This window comes from Halomonas salsilacus (genome assembly GCF_051216275.1).
In the GTDB taxonomy this organism is placed as follows: domain Bacteria; phylum Pseudomonadota; class Gammaproteobacteria; order Pseudomonadales; family Halomonadaceae; genus Halomonas.
In genome coordinates this window covers 272242-288776 of sequence record NZ_JBPKAQ010000003.1, presented here as the reverse complement: position 1 = coordinate 288776, position 16535 = coordinate 272242, and the positions used below count along the sequence as shown (strand labels likewise).

General features: G+C 64.6%; 16 protein-coding genes and 1 tRNA gene. 6 read left to right on the top strand and 11 right to left on the bottom strand.

Annotation, left to right across the window (positions count from 1 at the left end; all coding sequences use genetic code 11):
- Positions 1-41: 41 nt before the first annotated feature.
- Genes rimK through ACR80S_RS06880 form a run of 3 tightly spaced genes read right to left on the bottom strand, consistent with a single transcriptional unit; the run spans position 42 to position 2470 of the window.
- On the bottom strand, positions 42-950 hold the full coding sequence (rimK, locus tag ACR80S_RS06890; RefSeq protein WP_435401382.1) for a 30S ribosomal protein S6--L-glutamate ligase: 909 nt from the start codon (positions 948-950) through the stop codon (positions 42-44).
- Positions 951-981: 31 nt separating this feature from the next.
- On the bottom strand, positions 982-1419 hold the full coding sequence (locus ACR80S_RS06885; RefSeq protein WP_435401459.1) for an ATP-dependent zinc protease family protein: 438 nt from the start codon (positions 1417-1419) through the stop codon (positions 982-984).
- A 25-nt stretch (positions 1420-1444) separates the two neighbouring features.
- Positions 1445-2470: a DUF3549 family protein gene (locus ACR80S_RS06880; protein WP_435401383.1), complete on the bottom strand. Its 1026-nt coding sequence runs from the start codon at positions 2468-2470 to the stop codon at positions 1445-1447.
- Between the two features lie 368 nt (positions 2471-2838).
- Here ACR80S_RS06880 and ACR80S_RS06875 point away from each other — a divergent pair, with 368 nt between their 5' ends.
- Entirely contained in the window at positions 2839-3171 is a 333-nt protein-coding gene (locus ACR80S_RS06875; RefSeq protein ID WP_435402889.1) for a YqcC family protein, read from the top strand.
- An 87-nt stretch (positions 3172-3258) separates the two neighbouring features.
- Here the strand turns inward: ACR80S_RS06875 and ACR80S_RS06870 are convergent, their stop codons facing one another.
- Together ACR80S_RS06870 and ACR80S_RS06865 are read right to left on the bottom strand one after the other, a co-directional pair.
- Complete coding sequence (locus ACR80S_RS06870; protein WP_435401385.1) at positions 3259-3894, bottom strand: OmpW/AlkL family protein; 636 nt, start codon at positions 3892-3894, stop codon at positions 3259-3261.
- Positions 3895-4124: 230 nt separating this feature from the next.
- Positions 4125-4739 carry an OmpW/AlkL family protein gene (locus tag ACR80S_RS06865; RefSeq protein ID WP_435401386.1) on the bottom strand — a complete coding sequence of 205 codons (615 nt, stop codon included), beginning with the start codon at positions 4737-4739 and terminating at the stop codon, positions 4125-4127.
- Between the two features lie 286 nt (positions 4740-5025).
- Here ACR80S_RS06865 and ACR80S_RS06860 point away from each other — a divergent pair, with 286 nt between their 5' ends.
- Positions 5026-5322 carry a hypothetical protein gene (locus ACR80S_RS06860; protein ID WP_435402888.1) on the top strand — a complete coding sequence of 99 codons (297 nt, stop codon included), beginning with the start codon at positions 5026-5028 and terminating at the stop codon, positions 5320-5322.
- A 188-nt stretch (positions 5323-5510) separates the two neighbouring features.
- Here ACR80S_RS06860 and putP read toward each other — a convergent pair whose 3' ends face one another.
- The 6 genes from putP to ACR80S_RS06830 form a co-directional block, all read right to left on the bottom strand.
- A complete protein-coding gene (gene putP / locus ACR80S_RS06855; RefSeq protein WP_435401388.1) occupies positions 5511-7001 on the bottom strand; it encodes a sodium/proline symporter PutP in 1491 nt (496 codons plus the stop codon).
- Between the two features lie 245 nt (positions 7002-7246).
- A complete protein-coding gene (gene putA, locus ACR80S_RS06850) occupies positions 7247-10420 on the bottom strand; it encodes a bifunctional proline dehydrogenase/L-glutamate gamma-semialdehyde dehydrogenase PutA (protein ID WP_435402902.1) in 3174 nt (1057 codons plus the stop codon).
- 221 nt (positions 10421-10641) lie between these two features.
- Positions 10642-11433 (bottom strand): AraC family transcriptional regulator, encoded by a 792-nt coding sequence (locus ACR80S_RS06845; protein WP_435401389.1) that lies wholly within the window; start codon positions 11431-11433, stop codon positions 10642-10644.
- Positions 11434-11490: 57 nt separating this feature from the next.
- Entirely contained in the window at positions 11491-11865 is a 375-nt protein-coding gene (locus ACR80S_RS06840) for a hypothetical protein (protein ID WP_435401390.1), read from the bottom strand.
- 86 nt (positions 11866-11951) lie between these two features.
- Positions 11952-12025 (bottom strand) — tRNA-Gly (locus ACR80S_RS06835).
- Positions 12026-12399: 374 nt separating this feature from the next.
- A complete protein-coding gene (locus ACR80S_RS06830; protein WP_435401391.1) occupies positions 12400-12816 on the bottom strand; it encodes a CBS domain-containing protein in 417 nt (138 codons plus the stop codon).
- 176 nt (positions 12817-12992) lie between these two features.
- On the opposite strand from ACR80S_RS06830, the gene ACR80S_RS06825 reads away from it, so the two are divergent.
- From ACR80S_RS06825 to ACR80S_RS06810, 4 genes are all read left to right on the top strand, one after another.
- Entirely contained in the window at positions 12993-13508 is a 516-nt protein-coding gene (locus ACR80S_RS06825) for a YqaE/Pmp3 family membrane protein (protein WP_435401392.1), read from the top strand.
- 94 nt (positions 13509-13602) lie between these two features.
- Positions 13603-14472: a carboxylate/amino acid/amine transporter gene (locus ACR80S_RS06820; RefSeq protein WP_435401393.1), complete on the top strand. Its 870-nt coding sequence runs from the start codon at positions 13603-13605 to the stop codon at positions 14470-14472.
- A gap of 104 nt (positions 14473-14576) precedes the next feature.
- On the top strand, positions 14577-15497 hold the full coding sequence (locus ACR80S_RS06815; protein ID WP_435401394.1) for an NAD(+) kinase: 921 nt from the start codon (positions 14577-14579) through the stop codon (positions 15495-15497).
- Positions 15498-15516: 19 nt separating this feature from the next.
- Positions 15517-16503 (top strand): metallophosphoesterase, encoded by a 987-nt coding sequence (locus ACR80S_RS06810; protein ID WP_435401461.1) that lies wholly within the window; start codon positions 15517-15519, stop codon positions 16501-16503.
- The last annotated feature ends 32 nt before the right edge of the window (positions 16504-16535 follow it).

Genomic DNA, 16535 nt, shown 5'->3' with positions numbered 1-16535 from the left:
AAGCTTCCCACCATTTGGCCTGGTCGACGCCATCCTGGCAATTACCCCTTGGGCTTAGGCGGTGCCTTGCGGTTTGGGGCTGCATTCTTCTCGATATGCTCGATGATCAGCCCGGCGATGTCCTTGCCGGTGGCGGCCTCGATGCCCTGCAGCCCGGGAGAGGAGTTGACCTCCATGATGACCGGCCCGTGATTCGAGCGAAGCAGGTCGACGCCGGCCACGCGCAGGCCCATGGCCTTGGCGGCTCGGATCGCCGTGGAACGCTCCTCGGGAGTGATGCGGATCACGCTGGCGGTGCCGCCGCGGTGCAGGTTGGAGCGGAACTCCCCTTCAGCGGCCTGGCGCTTCATGGACGCCACCACCTTGTCGCCGATCACGAAGCAGCGGATATCGGCGCCCTGCGCCTCCTTGATGTACTCCTGCACCATGATATTGGCCTTCATGCCCATGAAGGCCTGGATCACGCTTTCGGCGGCCTGGTTGGTCTCGGCCAGCACTACGCCGATGCCCTGGGTGCCCTCCAGCAGCTTGATGACCAGTGGAGCTCCCTTGACCATGGTGATCAGGTCAGGGATGTCGTCGGGCGAGTGGGCGAAGCCGGTGATCGGCAGCCCAAGCCCCTTGCGCGAGAGCAGCTGCAGCGAGCGCAGCTTGTCGCGGGAGCGGGTGATGGAAACGTTGTCGTTGATCACGTAGGTGCCCATCATCTCGAACTGGCGCAGCACCGCACAGCCGTAGAAGGTCACCGAGGCGCCGATGCGCGGGATCACCGCATCGAAGGGCTCGAGTTCCTCACCCTTGAGGTGGATCGAGGGGTGATGGGAGGCGATGCTCATGTAGCAACGCAAGGTGTCGACCACCCGAGCGCTGTGGCCTCGCTGTTCGGCGGCCTCCACCAGCCGTCGGGTGGAGTAGAGATTGCGGTTGCGTGACAGCAGCGCGATATGCATCGAAGGACTCCAGTGGCTGGTGGCTGGTGATTCAGGGTTCGCCGTGCAGGAAGGCGGCGCCGGGCGCCACCAGCAGGCGGCGCAGGGCACGGCGGCCCAGCAGCATGGGGTGACGCATGTTGCGGCGGTCCGTCAGGCTCAACTCCACGGGGAACTCCAGTTCGCCCAGGCACAGGGAGGTACGGATCACGTAGCGCCACTCCTCCTGGCCGTTGGAACTGCGCACCTGGCGGCGATCATGCAGGTGCATGCGAAACACATGGGGAGGGGTGTCCGGGCCGCCGCTGCGGGTGGTGAAGCTGACCCACAGGTGGCCGTCCTCCTCGTAGGACTCGATATCCTCGGCGTGCAGCGCCGAGGTACGCGCGCCGGTGTCCGCCTTGGCGCACAGGGTCAGGTGCATCTCCGGCAGTTCCACCATCTCACGGCGGCCGATCACCGCCTTGGGAGTGTAGGGCAGTTCTTTTATGGTCATGGGAATCCTTCCAGGCCTGTCAGCGGGTCAGGGCGGCCATACGATGGCCGATAGGGCTCTCCGGGGCGGCCTCGCGCAGGGTCATCAAGACCGGGAGCCGCAGCCGTGGTACCAGCGCCAGGTCGCGCGCCACGCTCATGAAGTCGGCGGCCTCGCAGCCGGCCAGCCGCGCCAGGAAGCTCGGCAACCGTTCGGCGTCCTCCAGGTGATTCCAGCCGCGCCCGGCCATGGCCGCCAGTAGATCGGGGCCGCAGGCGTCGGCATCGGCCAGCAACTCGTCGTACCAGGCCCCGGCGAGGTCGCTGTCGGCGCCGGCCACGGCGCGGACGCAGGCGGAGAACGCCTCAATGTCGCCGGACCGTGCCGCCGCTTCGCCCCGATCGCGGAGCCCCCGGGCCAGGTCGGCACCGATGGCCACATGTTCCAGACAGTAGCACAGCGAAGTGAGCACTTTGCCAGGCAGCGCCGGCAGCCGATTGGCCAGGCGTGTCTGGTCATCGGCATCCATGCGCACGACGAAATCGGCCAGCCCCTGCAGGCCCAGGGCCTGCCAGTCGATCTCCTGCTGGCCGCTCAGGTAGTCCTCCACCGGCTCCAGGTGCTGGCTGGCTGCCATGTCCAGGTCCCGGCTGGCGCGGGCGTGCAGCAGGGCCTGGAAGGGCAGCGAGGGAGTAAAGGCCAGCGGATTGTCCTTCATCAGGTTATCCACTGCCTCGCCATCCTCCCGCCCGATGCTGGCCACGCTGCGCCCCAGGGTCTCCAGCAGGCGCTGCAGGAAGGCGTCGCGGGGCGCCGGTACCAGCAGGCCCTGCTCATCCAGGGGCAGGGCCAGGAACCAGATCAGCGGGTCGCGCACGTCGCCCAGGCTGAACACCAGGCCCAGGCGTGCCTGGCACTGCCAGGGGGCCGGCCAGGCCAGCTCACCGGCCTCGAAGGCCGCCAACGTCGCCAGCTCGCAGGGTTCGACGCGCCGCCCGAGGTGGTAGGCGCGTACCGCAGCGCCGCTGCGCATGAAGAAGTCATGTAAGGTATTGATGGGCTGCATGCTCTCTCCCGTCTTCGAACGCTGCACTCTACCTTGGCGCCGCGCCGCTGTCAGCAGCTTCCGAGTGGTCGAAGCCTGTGTCTGGTCAATTCTTGAACGATGGAGCCAGAGGCCCATGAAGCGTGGCCTTTAGCGTCCTTTCCAGAGTTTATCCACAGTCCCGTTCAGGAAAACTGTGAACTATGTACACCACCCCCGCAATGCCGAGAATCGCTGTGGAAAACACGGTGTATAAGCCCGGTGGGTAAGCCGGGTGTGTGAGCCCGGCCTATCACCCTTGTGGGGAAGTTCGCCGGGGGAATGCGGCGGGGTGGCCGGGGAGGGAGCTGGCAAGGATAATGGCGTTTCATGCATGCGAGGACGTCACCATGAGCGCTCACCAGGAACTGGCGGCCGCCCTGCGCGAACTGGAGGCCATCATGCGCGCCACCGACCAGTGGCGCATGACGCGGCCCGACCCTGCCGCCTTCGAGAGCATCGAGCCCTTCTGCACCGATACCATGGCGCTGCCCCAGTGGCTGCGCTTCGTGTTCATCGTGCGCCTGGAAGCCCTGGTGGAGGCACGGGCGCCGCTGCCGGCGAAGTGCGAGGTGGCCCCCGCGGTGGAGGCCTGGCTGGCCCAGTCCGGGGTGGGGGGTGTCGAGCGGCTGATGCTGACCCAGGCAGTGGAGGCGATCGATCGGCTGGTCACCGACAACTAGCCGGGGAAGTGCCGGTGGAACAGCGCCGCCACCAACGCACAGGGCCCGCCATTGGCGGGCCCTGCTGACTCTGCGGCGCAGGAAGGATCAGAAGCGGTAGCTGATTCCGCCCATCACCACCCAGGGGTCGATCTTCACCGTGCCGATATCGTTGCCGTCGAGGCTGGCATCAGTCTCGAGGTCGATGTACCAGGCGGCTGCGTTGAGCGCCCAGTTGTCGTTGATCAGCACGTCCACACCCACCTGGCCGGCGGCGCCCCAGGAATCGTCGAGGCTGAGGTCGCCCAGGCCGCTCTTCTCACTGGAGAAGGTGGTGTAGTTGACGCCTACGCCGACATAGGGCTGCACCAGGGCATCGGTGCCGCCCAGCGGGTAGTACTGCACGGTCAGGGTCGGCGGCAGATGCTTGGTCGAGGCAACGTCTGCGATATCACCACCCACGCTAAGCTCAATGTCATGCTTGAACTGCTCGGCGGCCAGCAACTCGATGCCGATCTTGTCATGGAATCGATAGCCCAGGGTAAAGGCGAAGCGGGTATCGTCCTGGACGTCTACAGCAACCGCACCATCGACTACTGAGCCGTTATCGCTCTTGGGGGCCACCTTGGCCACACCGAGGCGGGTAAAGAAGTCGCCCGCGCCGTAGGCCAGAGCCTGGGTGCTGGTGGTGAAGGCGGCGGCGGCCAGGCCGGCGGCGAGCAGGGTGGGGAGGGTCTTGCGCATGGAGCGACTCCTTTCTATGGCGATGGCTGACAGCTGACAGTTAATGTCCTGTCGAACAATAACCCCAGTTTAATCAGACGGCGCCTCGTCGTTATTGACCCAGAGCAAGGATTTTTCATTGCAGCACTCGTCCGCTCGCAGCGAGACTCCACCCCAGAATGCACAGCACGGAATGCAAGACGCCGGGCCAGGGCCCAACGTCTTGCTTCAGTGGAGCGTGCGTTCTGCCATCAGAAGCGGTAGGTGATGCCTCCTCCGATGGTCATGGGGTCGATCTTGGCCTCGCCGATGTCGTTGCCGCCCAAGCGAACGTCTGCCGAGACGTCCGCATAGCTGACGAAGCCGTTGAGCATCAGGCCCTGCGCCACGGCCAGGTCCACGCCCAACTGGCCGATGGCCCCGTAGCTGTGGCGCACATCGAGACCCTCCAGCTCCTCCCCGGAGAAGCGGGTGTAGTTGAGGCCGGCGCCCACGTAGGGCTGAACGCGGGAATCCATGCCGCCCATGGGGTAGTAGTTGACCAGCAGGTTGACTGGCATGCGGTCGACGCTGCCGATGGCTCCGCCTTCCAGGGTCAGGTCATGTTCGACGCTCTCTTGCCCGCTGAGCTCGATGCCGAGCCTGTCGGTGAAGAGATAGCCAAGTCCGTAATAGAGGCCCCGCTCATCGGAGACACTCAAACGAAGGTTGTCGGCGGTGAGGTTTCCATTGTTGGACTTGACGTCGGTCTGGGCGATGCCGCCGCGCAAGAAGATATCACCGGCGCTGTAGGCCAGGGCCGTCTGGCTCGCCATGGCGCAGCCGGCGGCGATCAGGGTGACGGTCAGGCGGTTGGAGGTTTTCATCAGGGCGTTCCTCTCGTCGATCAAGTCGGCATCATCTGCCAGGGAGTGCTGCATTCTTGTACGTCTATGACTATAGAAACGATGTTTGCAAAAGTCTTGTAAAGTTTTTTGATGGAGCCCATAGCCGTGCATATCGCGGTTTCACTCGCAGGTACGGGGGTTGCGCCTTATGGCGAGTCGTGGGCTGTCGCGCGCTATGTACAACTGTTGGTGCGGCGCAGCGTGAGCGGCTCGCGAGATCGCCGGTAATCGTCTTGACTGTGGGGAGCTGACAAGGAGAGCGGAGATGAGACCCGAGATGTCCCTTCGACACCCGTGGCGGCGGGAGACAGCGCTCCTGCTGGTCGCCGCCGGCCTGGCAATCTGGCTGCTGCTGCAGCCGGGGTTGATTCAGGGGTTGCCGTTCACGCTGCGCCTGCCGGCCGTCCTGCTGGGCATCTGGGCGCTCGGCGCCGCCTTCCTGCGCCCGCTGGCGCCGGCTTTTCCTCACCCCCTGTTGTGTCGGGCCCTGTCGCCGCACTGGAGCCAGTTGGCCCTTGCCCTCTTCGCCTTGCTGATGGTACTGCGCGCGCTGCTGGCCTGAGAGCTGTACCAGGCCCTCAGGCCAGGGTACAGAAAGCCACCCGAGGGGCGGCTTGGTGGTTTCTGACGATGCAGGCCAGGAGGGCGCCCGGGGCGTGTCGAGCCGTCAGGGTGATTTGGCCGGCGAGACAGGAAAAAGGGCCCCCGAAGGAGCCCTTTCACTACGTGGAGTGCGTGATGCGTGCTGTTCTAGCGAGTGATGTGCTGATATTCACCCGCATCGGCAGTCATGTTGCTGACCACCATGATGGCGATGAAAGAAGCGATGAAGCCAGGAATGATCTCGTAGACACCGGGACCCCCCATGAACTCTCCGTTCCAGCCAAGCGTGATCCAGATCATGACAGTGACAGCGCCCACCACCATGCCCGCGATGGCGCCAGCGCCGTTCGTGCGTGGCCACATCAGCGACAGGATAATCAGCGGGCCGAATGCCGAACCAAAGCCTGCCCAGGCGTTACTGACCAGTCCCAGAACCTGGGAGTTCTCATCAGAGGCAATGACGGCCGCCACCAGACCCACCAGGACGACACAAATCCGGCCGATGGCGACGGTCTCCTTGTCCTTGGCCTCCTTGCGCAGGAACAGGCGATAGAAGTCCTCGGTCAGTGATGAAGACGACACCAGAAGCTGGCTGGAAATGGTACTCATGATCGCAGCAAGCAGTGCCGCATAGAGGAAACCGGTGATCAGAGGATGGAACAGCAGATCCGCCAGGATGATAAAGATCGTTTCCGGATCCTGGACATCCATGCCATTACGGATTGCATAGGCCCGGCCAAATATGCCCAGAGAGACAGCACCGATCAGCGAGATGAGCATCCAGCCCATGCCGATGTTACGGGCAACAGGAACATCCTTCAGCGTCCGGATGGCCATGAAGCGCACGATGATGTGCGGCTGCCCGAAATAGCCCAGCCCCCACGTCACCGCAGACAGCCACCCAACGAAGGTCAGTCCCGCCGTCCAGGACAGCAGCGTGGGATCGACGTCATTCAGGGTCTGTGATGCCTGGGAATAACCGCCGCCACCTTCGCCGAACAGCACAACGGCCGGCATGATCACCAGTGCCAGCATCATGATGCAGCCTTGCACGAAGTCGGTCATGCTCACGGCCAGGAAGCCGCCGACAACCGTGTAGATGAGTACCACGCCCAGGGTGATGATGATGCCCATGGCGTAGTCGCTCAGGCCACCGACGTTGATGATTCCGGAAAACGCGCTTTCAAACAGCTTGCCGCCTGCCACCAGACCTGACGCCGTGTAAACCGCGAAGAAGATCACAATGACGACCGCCGATACCGTTCTCAGCGACATCGCTCGAGTCGGGAACCGGTTGGCCAGAAATTCTGGAATGGTGATTGCATTACCATAGTGAACCGTCTGTTCGCGCAGGCGGGGAGCAACCAGCGTCCAGTTGAAGAACGCACCCACCAGCAGGCCGATACCGATCCAGGCCGACCCCAAGCCTGAGACAAACATTGCCCCGGGCAAACCCAGCAGCAACCAGCCGCTCATGTCCGACGCACCGGCCGACAGGGCCGCCACTTGTGGGCTGAGAGCTCGACCACCCAGCATGTAATCTTCGGATGTCGACGTGGATTTGCGCATCGCATAAATGCCGATGGCGATCATGAGCGCAAAGTAGCCGACTAGACTGATCCAAACACCAATAGCCATAAAACTTCTCCAGTGTCATCAGGGCGGAGATGGCTCCGACCGGTGGGTGCGCCTACCGTGAAGAATCCGGTAGTGGCACTGTATTATTGTTGTTGACTCGGTTTGCTATTCACGTGGCGGGCTCGGCGAGCCTCCACCTTGGATGCAATTGTAGAGGTGGGTGGTGCGTTTGTAGGCGACGTATACCTTGCTTTCTACCATCAGGGGATTCCTTCAGTATTATTGTCGTTAATGACGAGTGGGGTTCACTCGTCTCCCAGCGCAAGCAGTGACGCGTTGCCGCCCACCGCGGCGGTATTGACGGTCACCGTCTTTTCCGTGGCGAAGCGCAGCAGGTAGTGCGGTCCGCCGGCCTTGGGTCCTGTGCCGGATAGGCCTTGGCCACCGAAGGGCTGAACGCCCACTACGGCGCCGATCATATTGCGGTTGACGTACACATTGCCAACCCGCATTTTCCGCGCGATTTCCTCGGTGAAGGATTCATTTCGGCTGTGTACGCCAAAGGTGAGTCCATAGCCTCGTCCATTGATCGAGGCGATCACCCGATCGATCTCGCAGGCCTTGTAGCGCACGATGTGCAGCACTGGGCCGAACTGCTCCCTTTCCAGCGCCTCGATGCCGTCGATCTCGAAGGCCACCGGGGCGACGAAGGTGCCATCCCCGGTGAGCGCCGAATCCAGGCGGGTTTCGGCGACCAGGCGGCCCTCGCCCTTGAGCGTCTCGATGTGCGCGGTGAGTCCCTGGCGGGCGTCCTCGTCGATGACCGGGCCGACGTCGGTGCCCAGGTCGCGAGGGTCGGCCACGCGCAGTTCATTCATGGCGCCATTGAGGATCTCGATGACCCGGTCGGCCACGTCCTCCTGCAGATAGAGCACGCGCAGTGCCGAGCAGCGCTGTCCGGCGCTCTGGAAGGACGACTGGATGACATCGGCGACGACCTGCTCGGGCAGGGCGGTGGAGTCGACGATCATGGCGTTCATGCCGCCGGTCTCGGCGATCAGCGCCGGCAGGGGAGCCCCCTCGCGAGCGGCCAGGGCGCGGTTGATGATCTGCGCCGTGTCGGTGCCGCCGGTAAAGACCACCCCGGTAATGCGCGGATCTTGGGTCAGCACGCTGCCCACGGTGGGGCCATCGCCGGGCAACAGCTGGACCACGTCGCGGGGCATGCCGGCCTCGTAGAGCAGTTCGATCACCCGGTGGGCTACGATGGAGGTCTGTTCGGCAGGCTTGGCCAGCACCGTGTTTCCGGCCACGGCGGCGGCCACGACCTGGCCACAGAAGATCGCCACCGGGAAGTTCCAGGGGCTGATCGCCGCGAATACGCCCTTGCCGCCCAGTATCAGCGCGTTGGATTCGCCGGTGGGGCCGGGCAGGGCGATGGGCTGTCCGAACAGCTCCTCGGCCTTCATGGCGTAGTAGCGGCAGAAGTCCACGGCCTCCTTGATCTCGTCGACGCCGTCGGTGAGCAGCTTGCCGCCCTCCCGGGAGCAGAGCGTCATCAGCTCGGCCATGTGGGTTTCCATCAGGTCCCCCAGGCGGCGCACGATGGCGGCGCGCTCGGCCGCTGGCGTGCTCTCCCAGCGCGGGAAGGCAGCCCAGGCGGCGTCCACGGCGCGGGCGGCCTGCTCGGCGCTGGTCCACTGCACCGTGCCGACCCTTTTCCGGCGGTCATAGGGGCTTCGGACCTCATGATGGTTGGCCGGGTCGTTGGCCACCGCGAACGCCAGCAGCGGCCCCACCCGATGCTCCTTGTCCATGGTGGTGGCCATCTCGTCCATCAGCGGCTGATACTGACTGCGCACGTTAAGGTTCACGCCGCGGGAGTTCCGTCGGCCGGCGCCGAAGATGTCTCGGGGCAGGGGGATGCGCGGATTGGCCAGGGTCTTGAATTGCTTGAGCGTCTCGATGGGGTGCACGCACAGTGATTCCACCGGTACGTCGGGGTCCACCAGCTGATGCACGAACGAGGAGTTCGCGCCGTTCTCGAGCAGCCGTCGTACCAGGTAGGGCAGCAGGTCCTTGTGGGCGCCCACCGGGGCGTAGATGCGGCAATAGGTGCCCTTCGGGGCGCGGGTGAGGGCGGCATCGTAGAGCGCCTCGCCCATGCCGTGCAGGCGCTGGAATTCGAACGGGCGGGTCGCCTCGTTGGCCAGTTCCAGGATGGTGCTGATGGTGTGGGCGTTGTGGGTGGCAAACTGCGGGAAGATGCGCCCCTGAGTGGCGTCCGAGAGCAGGAAGCGCGCGCACACCAGGTAGGCGACATCGGTGCTGGCCTTGCGGGTATAGACCGGATAGCCGTCGACGCCGAGCTGCTGGGACTCCTTGATCTCGGTGTCCCAGTAGGCGCCCTTGACCAGGCGCAGGGGAATCTCGTCGCCCTGCGTCTCGGCCAGGCGGTTGAGGTAGTGAAGCACCGGCAGGGCCCGGGTGGAGTAGGCCTGAACCACCAGCCCGAAATGCCCCCAGTCCTTGCAGACATCGCTCGCGTAGACGGCGCGGAATACTTCCAGCGAGATCTCCAGGCGGTCGACCTCCTCGGCGTCGATGGTCAGCGCCACGCTGAGCTCGCGAGCCATGGCCGCCAGCGTCTTTACGCTGTCGACCAATTCCCGCAGCACCTGCTCGCGACGGCCGAACTCGTAGCGGGGATGCAGTGCCGAGAGCTTGATGGAGACCGAGGGGGCGGGGGTCTTCGCCGACAGGGCCTTGCTGGTCTTGCCGACCCGCTCAATGGCGCGGGCATAGTCATCGAAGTACTGGCGGGCGTCCTTCCGGGTGCGCGCCGCCTCGCCGAGCATGTCGTAGGAGTAGGTGTAGCCCTTGTCGAACAGCGGCTTCGAACGTTTGAGGGCCTCGTCGATGTCGCGGCCCAGCACGAACTGCTTGCCCATCACCTTCATGGCCTCGCGCATGGCGCGGCGGATCACCGGCTCGCCCAGGCGGTTGACCAGCTTGTTGATGAAGCTGGCCGGCCGGCCATCCCTGGGGTGGTCGAGGTTGATCACCCGCCCGGTCATCAGCAGGCCCCAGGTGGAGGCATTGACGAACCAGGAGTCGCTCTGGCCGAGATGGGACTTCCAGTCGGCCGGGCCGAGCTTGTCCTCGATCAGCGCATCGGCGGTGGCCGTGTCGGGAATGCGCAGCATGGCCTCGGCGAGGCACATCAGCATCAGCCCCTCATGGGTGTCGAGGCTGTACTGCTGCAGCAGTTTGTCGATGGAGTCCACGGCGGTGTCCATCTCGCGGACCTCGCGAACCAGCTCGGCGGTCTTGTCGGCGATGCGCCGGACGTCTTGCGAATCGGTGTTCAGCGCCTTGATCAGCTCGGCCACGAAGCAATTTTCATCGACCACATAGTGGTCGCTGGTGCGCGTGAAGAGGGCGTCGAGATCCTGCTGCCAGGTGGCGTCATCAAGCATGTTGTTGGAATCGAGCACGAAAGTTCCCTTGCAGGTGTCGTCAGGCGGGAAGGTGCCGCTCGGTGCAGAGCGTGGGCGTTACCGTAAAGCGGCAATGCTCCTCACTTTAGGAGCCACACCCGGGAGTTGCTTGTGGGTTCCGCGGATCTTGTTGCCGATTCCGCGGTTTCTGTCGTCGGGGTGACTCAGGGCTTAGACTTTCGTCTAGTTGTGTGCTCGTGTCAGGGTGGTGTGCGTGAATCGGCCAGGAGACTGCCGGTGCGGCGCAGGCGGCTGGGCGATGTGTCGAAGGCTTCCCGGCAGGCGTGGGAGAATGCGCTCTGGCTGGCGAAGCCGGTTCGGGCGGCGACCTCGGCAAGGGGGAGGTGGCTTCGGGTCAGCAGGTGGCGAGCGGCTTCCAGGCGCCGGTTGCGCACATACTGCCAGGGAGTGAGGCCGGCCTGCTTGCGGAAACAGTGACGAAAGTGTGCCTCGCTGAGACAGGCCTCCCGAGCCAGGTCGGCGACGTTAAGCGGGCTGGCCAGGTGCCGTTCGATGAAGCGGTCCAGGCGCGCCAGGTCGAGGCGCCGGCCGCGGGGCGGGGCAGGGGCCTCGGCCAGGCGGGCGTTCAGACAGCCGAGCAGGGTGGCGGCCAGACGCTCCTGCTGGGGCTCCGAGTCACCGGCGACGACGTCAAGCTCCAGCATCAGGAAATCCAGGTAGCGCTTGAGGGGGGCATCGAGGGCGAAGAAGCGCGGTGCGTCGAACAGGCGTGACAAATCGTGGTGAAAGCCGGTGAGGCACTGGGCCTCGCTCGGTAGGTCGAGAATCAACTGGCGGTTCTGGCCGGTTCCTGCGTAATAGTGCACATGGTTGGCGGGGACGATGCAGCCCGACAGTGCCGAAATGGCGCCGCCCAGCCCCTCTATCTCGAACTCTGCCCGACCTTCGAGGCCGATCACGATCTGATGGAAGTCGTGGGCGTGGTGGCGTGTGGCGGTATCGAGAGGAATCTGGCGGATGGCACTCGACATGTCGGGCCCCGTTCAGGCGATATGAAAACTCATCCTAGCCCGAATGCGGCACTTCGGTCATTTCACGCTGCGTTGACGCTCCTTGATCGCCAGGTGCCGGGCCAGGTGGTCACGCAGGGCAGTGAGTTCTTCCTGGCCGATGGCATCGAGCAGCGGCTTGCCGCGGGTCACACGGCCGTGGCTGCCGTGTTCGTCCACCAGCCGCTGGGCGCGGCGGCGGATGCCGTCGAGAGTCTCGTCATGGCGGATGGGATAGCCGATGATGGTGTTCCACTCGGTCTCGCTGACCTGGCTCACCAAGGCGCGATCGATAAGCTCGAGCAGTTGGGCGGGTTCGGTTCGGTAGCGGGGGGTGCCGGAGAGCAGCAGCAGGGCAACCATGCAGCCGAAGATCAGCAGGCAGACGGCGAAGACAAGCAGGAAGAGGGCCATGGGGGCAATCGCTAAGCGTTGCCAACTACTTACAATACAATAAAGTAGTTCCACGTCGAGGGTGTGTGGACAGGCAGGGGGTGACGTGGAGCGGGTGAAGGGAATCGAACCCTCGTCTTAAGCTTGGGAAGCTTCTGCTCTACCATTGAGCTACACCCGCCGGGCCGAATCGATAATAAAACCAACCGCTTAGCCATGCAAGCCGCGTCGCCGTCTTTTTCGTGATGGCACTGCAAGCTGCTGTTTTCATGGTGTGTTGCTCGATGGCTGCGTGTGAGACGCGGCGAGAGGCGAGAGCGACGACCAGAATTTTTCGGCCTGCCCCGAACTTTTCCTCGCAGCAGTGTCTGAACATGCACAGGCAACAGCGCGATAGCAGTCGCTAACACTGTTGTCCTGACTCGCAGATTCGATCGATGCTTGGCCGCTTCCCCACGGAGGCGGCCTTCTTTTTGGGCACAGTTCCAGAGCAGAGGCAAAAGACAGCGCTCCTCGCCAGACGGCTGGTGAGGAGCGCTGGGAGTCGCAGGCGGGTCAGTGGTTGTGCTTCATGCGCATGCTGAGGATGGCGTTTAGCACGTCTCGGCGGGTCACGATACCCACCAGGCGTTCCTGTTCCACCACCGGATAGACCTTGGGCTTGTTGCTCAGCATCTCCTGGGCCAGGTCGGTGATGCTCTTGTTGGGCTTGACGGTAAGCACCTCGTTACGCATCAATTCCCGAACCAGCGGCGGCTCCTCATTAAGGTAGGTGCTCTCCAGCACCTTGCCGAGCACGTCTTGCTCCGAGATAAAGCCGATCAGGTGGTCGCGTTCGTCGACCACAGGGACGCCGGGCAGCCGGTGCAGCGACAATCCTTCGGCCAGGGTCGACACCGAGGTCTTGGCGGTGACCCGGTAGCAGTCACGAGACATGATCTCGCGAACGGTGGTGGGGGCCTTGTTAGGCATGTCAGATCTCCTTGTGCCGGTTCATCATCAGCCCGGTTCGCCTACAGCATAGTCGACCCGCGGCGGGTGCCGAAGCCGGTAGATGTTAAACCATCAACGCTGCGAGGGCAGTGCCGGAACCCCGCCGGCAGGTCACTCTCCAAGAGACACAACCCCCCGACGATACAGGAGTTGCCATGGATGCCCGCGAATACCTGGCCAGGAAGGGCCTGGACGGTGATCGTGACGCCGAGCGGCCCACCACGCTCGAGGAGAAGGCCTGGGCTCGGGCCCGCGAGGCCGGTGACCATCGGCCTCGGGCCGGCACGCCCCACGACTGGGAAGACTGGGAGCATCACCATGACGCCCTGGCCGACGGCGCCGAGACGCTGCAGCAGAAGATCAACCGCGAGGCGCACCGCCGTCTGCTGGAACACCCGACCCTCGGAAGTGCCGAAGAGCATCCGGGTCGCAGCGGTATCGCGCTTGCCCGAGACGCGGGCAGCGATAGCTCGGCGCCGCCTGTCTCGAGGGTAGTGCCAGTCGAGCCCCGGACGGCGCTGCTGGCACTGGCCGTACTGGTGCCGCCGTTGGCGGTGGGGCTGGACCGTCAGCCGTCTGGGCGAATCTGGCTCTGCCTGCTATTGACGCTGTTGGGCTGGGTGCCGGGCGTTTTCTACGCCCTGCGCCTGGTGACCCGCCGCTCTCGCTGAGCTTGATTCCCACGGCGTGTCTGCTTGCAGGGCTTGGCAGGAACCGCGGCAGGCGTATAATCGCCGTCAACCTTATTTATTAATGGAGTTGACCGTGGGCTATCTCGTCGGCGTTACCGTGCTGTGGGCCTTCTCGTTCTCGCTGATAGGCGTCTATCTGGCCGGCCAGGTGGATAGCTATTTCGCCGTGGCGATGCGGGTGGTGCTGGCGGCCCTGGTCTTCCTGCCCTTCCTGCGCCCGGGGCTGCTGCGTGGCCGCCAGCGCCTGGCGCTGATGGGCCTCGGCGCGGTGCAGCTGGGACTGATGTACATCTTCTTCTACCAGTCCTTCCTGTTGCTCTCGGTGCCCGAGGTGCTGCTCTTCACCATCTTCACGCCGCTCTACATCACCCTGCTCGACGATGCCCTGTTCGGCCGCTTCACCCCCTTCTACCTGCTCACCGCGGCGCTGGCGGTAGTGGGGGCCGGGGTGATCCGCTATGACGGCCTGGACAGCGGCTTTCTGCTCGGCTTCCTGGTGGTGCAGGGGGCCAACCTCTGCTTCGCCCTGGGCCAGGTGGGCTATCGGCGCCTCTCCGCGGAGCTGCCCGACTCGCTGCCGCGCCACAGCGTCTTTGCCTGGTTCTACCTGGGAGCGCTGGTCGTGGCCCTGCCGGCCTTCGCCCTGCTGGGCAACGCCAGTGAACTGCCGGCTACCGGGGTGCAGTGGGGTGTGCTGCTGTGGCTAGGCCTGGTGGCCTCCGGGGTGGGGTACTTCCTGTGGAACCTGGGTGCCACCCGGGTGGATGCCGGCGCCCTGGCGATCATGAACAACGCCCTGATTCCGGCCGGCCTGGTGGTCAACCTGGTGATCTGGAATCGCGATGCGGACCTCGTCCGCCTGGCGCTGGGCGGGGCGATCATCGGCGGTTCGCTGTGGCTCAACGAGCGCTGGCTCAAGCGTCGCGCGCTGCGTGCTGCCTGAGGCAGTACGCCCGAGCCAGTTTGTCCGAGCCAGTCTGCCTGGCTCGTTTGCCGGGGCGCAGGGCAGTGGCCATAATGGGCCGCTGCGATGCAAGAGGCCCGTGCATGCCATCCGAACAGAGTTCTCCCCGGGGACGCGACGAGCAGGCGTCCTTTCGTACTATCGGCCTGATCGGCCGCCTGGGCAGCCCCAAGGTGGTCGATACCCTGAAGCGTCTGATCCGCTTCCTGGAGAAACGTGGCCACCATGTGATCATCGAGGACCGCACCGCCACGGTGCTGCTCGACCACGGCCACGCCGAGGCGAGCCGGCGAACCATGGGCCAGCTCTGCGACCTGGTGATCGTGGTGGGGGGCGACGGCAGCCTGCTGGGAGCGGCCCGTACCCTGTGCCACAGCGGCACCCTGGTGCTGGGCGTCAACCGAGGCCGCCTGGGCTTTCTCACCGATATCTCCCCCGACGAATTCGAGACGCGAGTGGGCGAGGTGCTCGATGGTCGCTATGAAGTGGAGGAGCGTTTCCTGCTGGATGCCGAGCTCTACCGTGACGGCACCCTGGTCGGCAGCGGTGATGCCCTGAACGAAGTGGTACTGCATCCCGGCAAGGCGGTGCGCATGATCGAGTTCGAGCTGTTCATCGACGGCCAGTTCGTCTATAGCCAGCGCAGCGACGGGCTGATCATCGCTACGCCCACTGGCTCCACCGCCTACGCGCTCTCCGGTGGCGGCCCCATCATGCACCCGAAGCTTGACGTGGTGACCCTGGTGCCGATGTTCCCCCACACCCTCTCCAGCCGGCCCATTGTCATCGATGCGGCCAGCGAGATCCGCATCCACATTGGCGAGACCAACCAGACCTACCCGCATATCAGCTGCGACGGACAGACCCGCGCCGTGGCCAAGCCCGACGACGTGCTGGTGATCCGCCGCAAGCCGCAGTGCGTGCAACTGGTGCATCCGCTCGGCCACAACTTCTACGAGGTCCTGCGTAGCAAGCTGGGCTGGAGCAATCGCCTGGGAGACTGATGTGAGAACGCAGGCGAAGATCGAGGGCTACGACCTGATCGGTGACGTGCATGGCTGCGGCGCCACCCTGGCGGCCCTGCTCGAGAAGCTCGGCTATCATCAGCGCGGCGGCGTCTATCGTCATCCGCGGCGCCGGGTGATCTTCCTCGGCGACCTGATCGACCGCGGGCCGCGCATCCGCCTGGCGGTGCAGATCGCCCGTCGCATGGTGGAGGAGGGCGAGGCCAGGATCGTCATGGGCAACCATGAGTACAATGCCCTGGCCTACTGCCAGCGCGCGCCACAGGGGCTGGGTCGAGAATGGCTGCGCGAGCATAATCCCCGCAACAACCGCATCATCAACGAGACCCTGGAGCAGTACCGCGACCACCCCCAGGAGTGGGAGGAGGCGCTGGCCTGGTTCATGGAGATTCCGCTGTGCCTGGAAGAGGGTGGCCTGCGCGTGGTGCATGCCTGCTGGGACCAGCCGCTGATCGATGAGCTGCACCGCCGCCATCCCGACGCCTGCATGGACGAGGCGTTCCTGATCGAGTCCACGGCCCCGGGAACCGGCGCCTTTCGCATTCTCGATCGCCTGACCCGTGGCACCCAGATGCCTCTGCCACTGGGGGTCGAGATCCACTCGGGTGACGGGTTCAGGAGGCGCAGCTTTCGCACCCACTTCTGGGCCCAGTCCCCCGAGACTTGGGGCGACGTGGTGTTCCAGCCCGATAACCTGCCGGGTGATCTCGAGCTGCGCCCGCTCTCGGACGAGGAGCGGGCGCGCCTTGCCCACTACGGGCCCGACGAGCCGCCTCTGTTCATCGGCCACTACTGGTGCGAGGGGATTCCGGCCCTGCCGGCGCCCAATGTGGCCTGCCTGGACTACAGTGCGGTGAAGTACGGCCGCCTGGTGGCCTACCGCTGGAGCGGCGAGCCCCAACTGGATGCCGACCACTTCGTCTGGCTGCGGGTCCCCCGGGAGGAGCAGGTGCGGCCGCGCCCCTGGGAGATCAGCTTCGATTGAACAAAGCGATCGATACAAAATGTTACAATATT

What these genes read in the sequence shown, in the direction of transcription:
- ACR80S_RS06840 (WP_435401390.1), bottom strand. Translation starts at nt 11,865, where the DNA reads ATGGCCCTCTTCCTGCTTGTCTTCGCCGTCTGCCTGCTGATCTTCGGC.
- ACR80S_RS06875 (WP_435402889.1), top strand. Translation starts at nt 2,839, where the DNA reads ATGAGCGCTCACCAGGAACTGGCGGCCGCCCTGCGCGAACTGGAGGCC.
- ACR80S_RS06870 (WP_435401385.1), bottom strand. Translation starts at nt 3,894, where the DNA reads ATGCGCAAGACCCTCCCCACCCTGCTCGCCGCCGGCCTGGCCGCCGCC.
- ACR80S_RS06880 (WP_435401383.1), bottom strand. Translation starts at nt 2,470, where the DNA reads ATGCAGCCCATCAATACCTTACATGACTTCTTCATGCGCAGCGGCGCT.
- putA (WP_435402902.1), bottom strand. Translation starts at nt 10,420, where the DNA reads ATGCTTGATGACGCCACCTGGCAGCAGGATCTCGACGCCCTCTTCACG.
- rimK (WP_435401382.1), bottom strand. Translation starts at nt 950, where the DNA reads ATGCATATCGCGCTGCTGTCACGCAACCGCAATCTCTACTCCACCCGA.
- ACR80S_RS06830 (WP_435401391.1), bottom strand. Translation starts at nt 12,816, where the DNA reads ATGCCTAACAAGGCCCCCACCACCGTTCGCGAGATCATGTCTCGTGAC.
- ACR80S_RS06865 (WP_435401386.1), bottom strand. Translation starts at nt 4,739, where the DNA reads ATGAAAACCTCCAACCGCCTGACCGTCACCCTGATCGCCGCCGGCTGC.
- ACR80S_RS06825 (WP_435401392.1), top strand. Translation starts at nt 12,993, where the DNA reads ATGGATGCCCGCGAATACCTGGCCAGGAAGGGCCTGGACGGTGATCGT.
- putP (WP_435401388.1), bottom strand. Translation starts at nt 7,001, where the DNA reads ATGGCTATTGGTGTTTGGATCAGTCTAGTCGGCTACTTTGCGCTCATG.
- ACR80S_RS06815 (WP_435401394.1), top strand. Translation starts at nt 14,577, where the DNA reads ATGCCATCCGAACAGAGTTCTCCCCGGGGACGCGACGAGCAGGCGTCC.
- ACR80S_RS06845 (WP_435401389.1), bottom strand. Translation starts at nt 11,433, where the DNA reads ATGTCGAGTGCCATCCGCCAGATTCCTCTCGATACCGCCACACGCCAC.
- ACR80S_RS06860 (WP_435402888.1), top strand. Translation starts at nt 5,026, where the DNA reads ATGAGACCCGAGATGTCCCTTCGACACCCGTGGCGGCGGGAGACAGCG.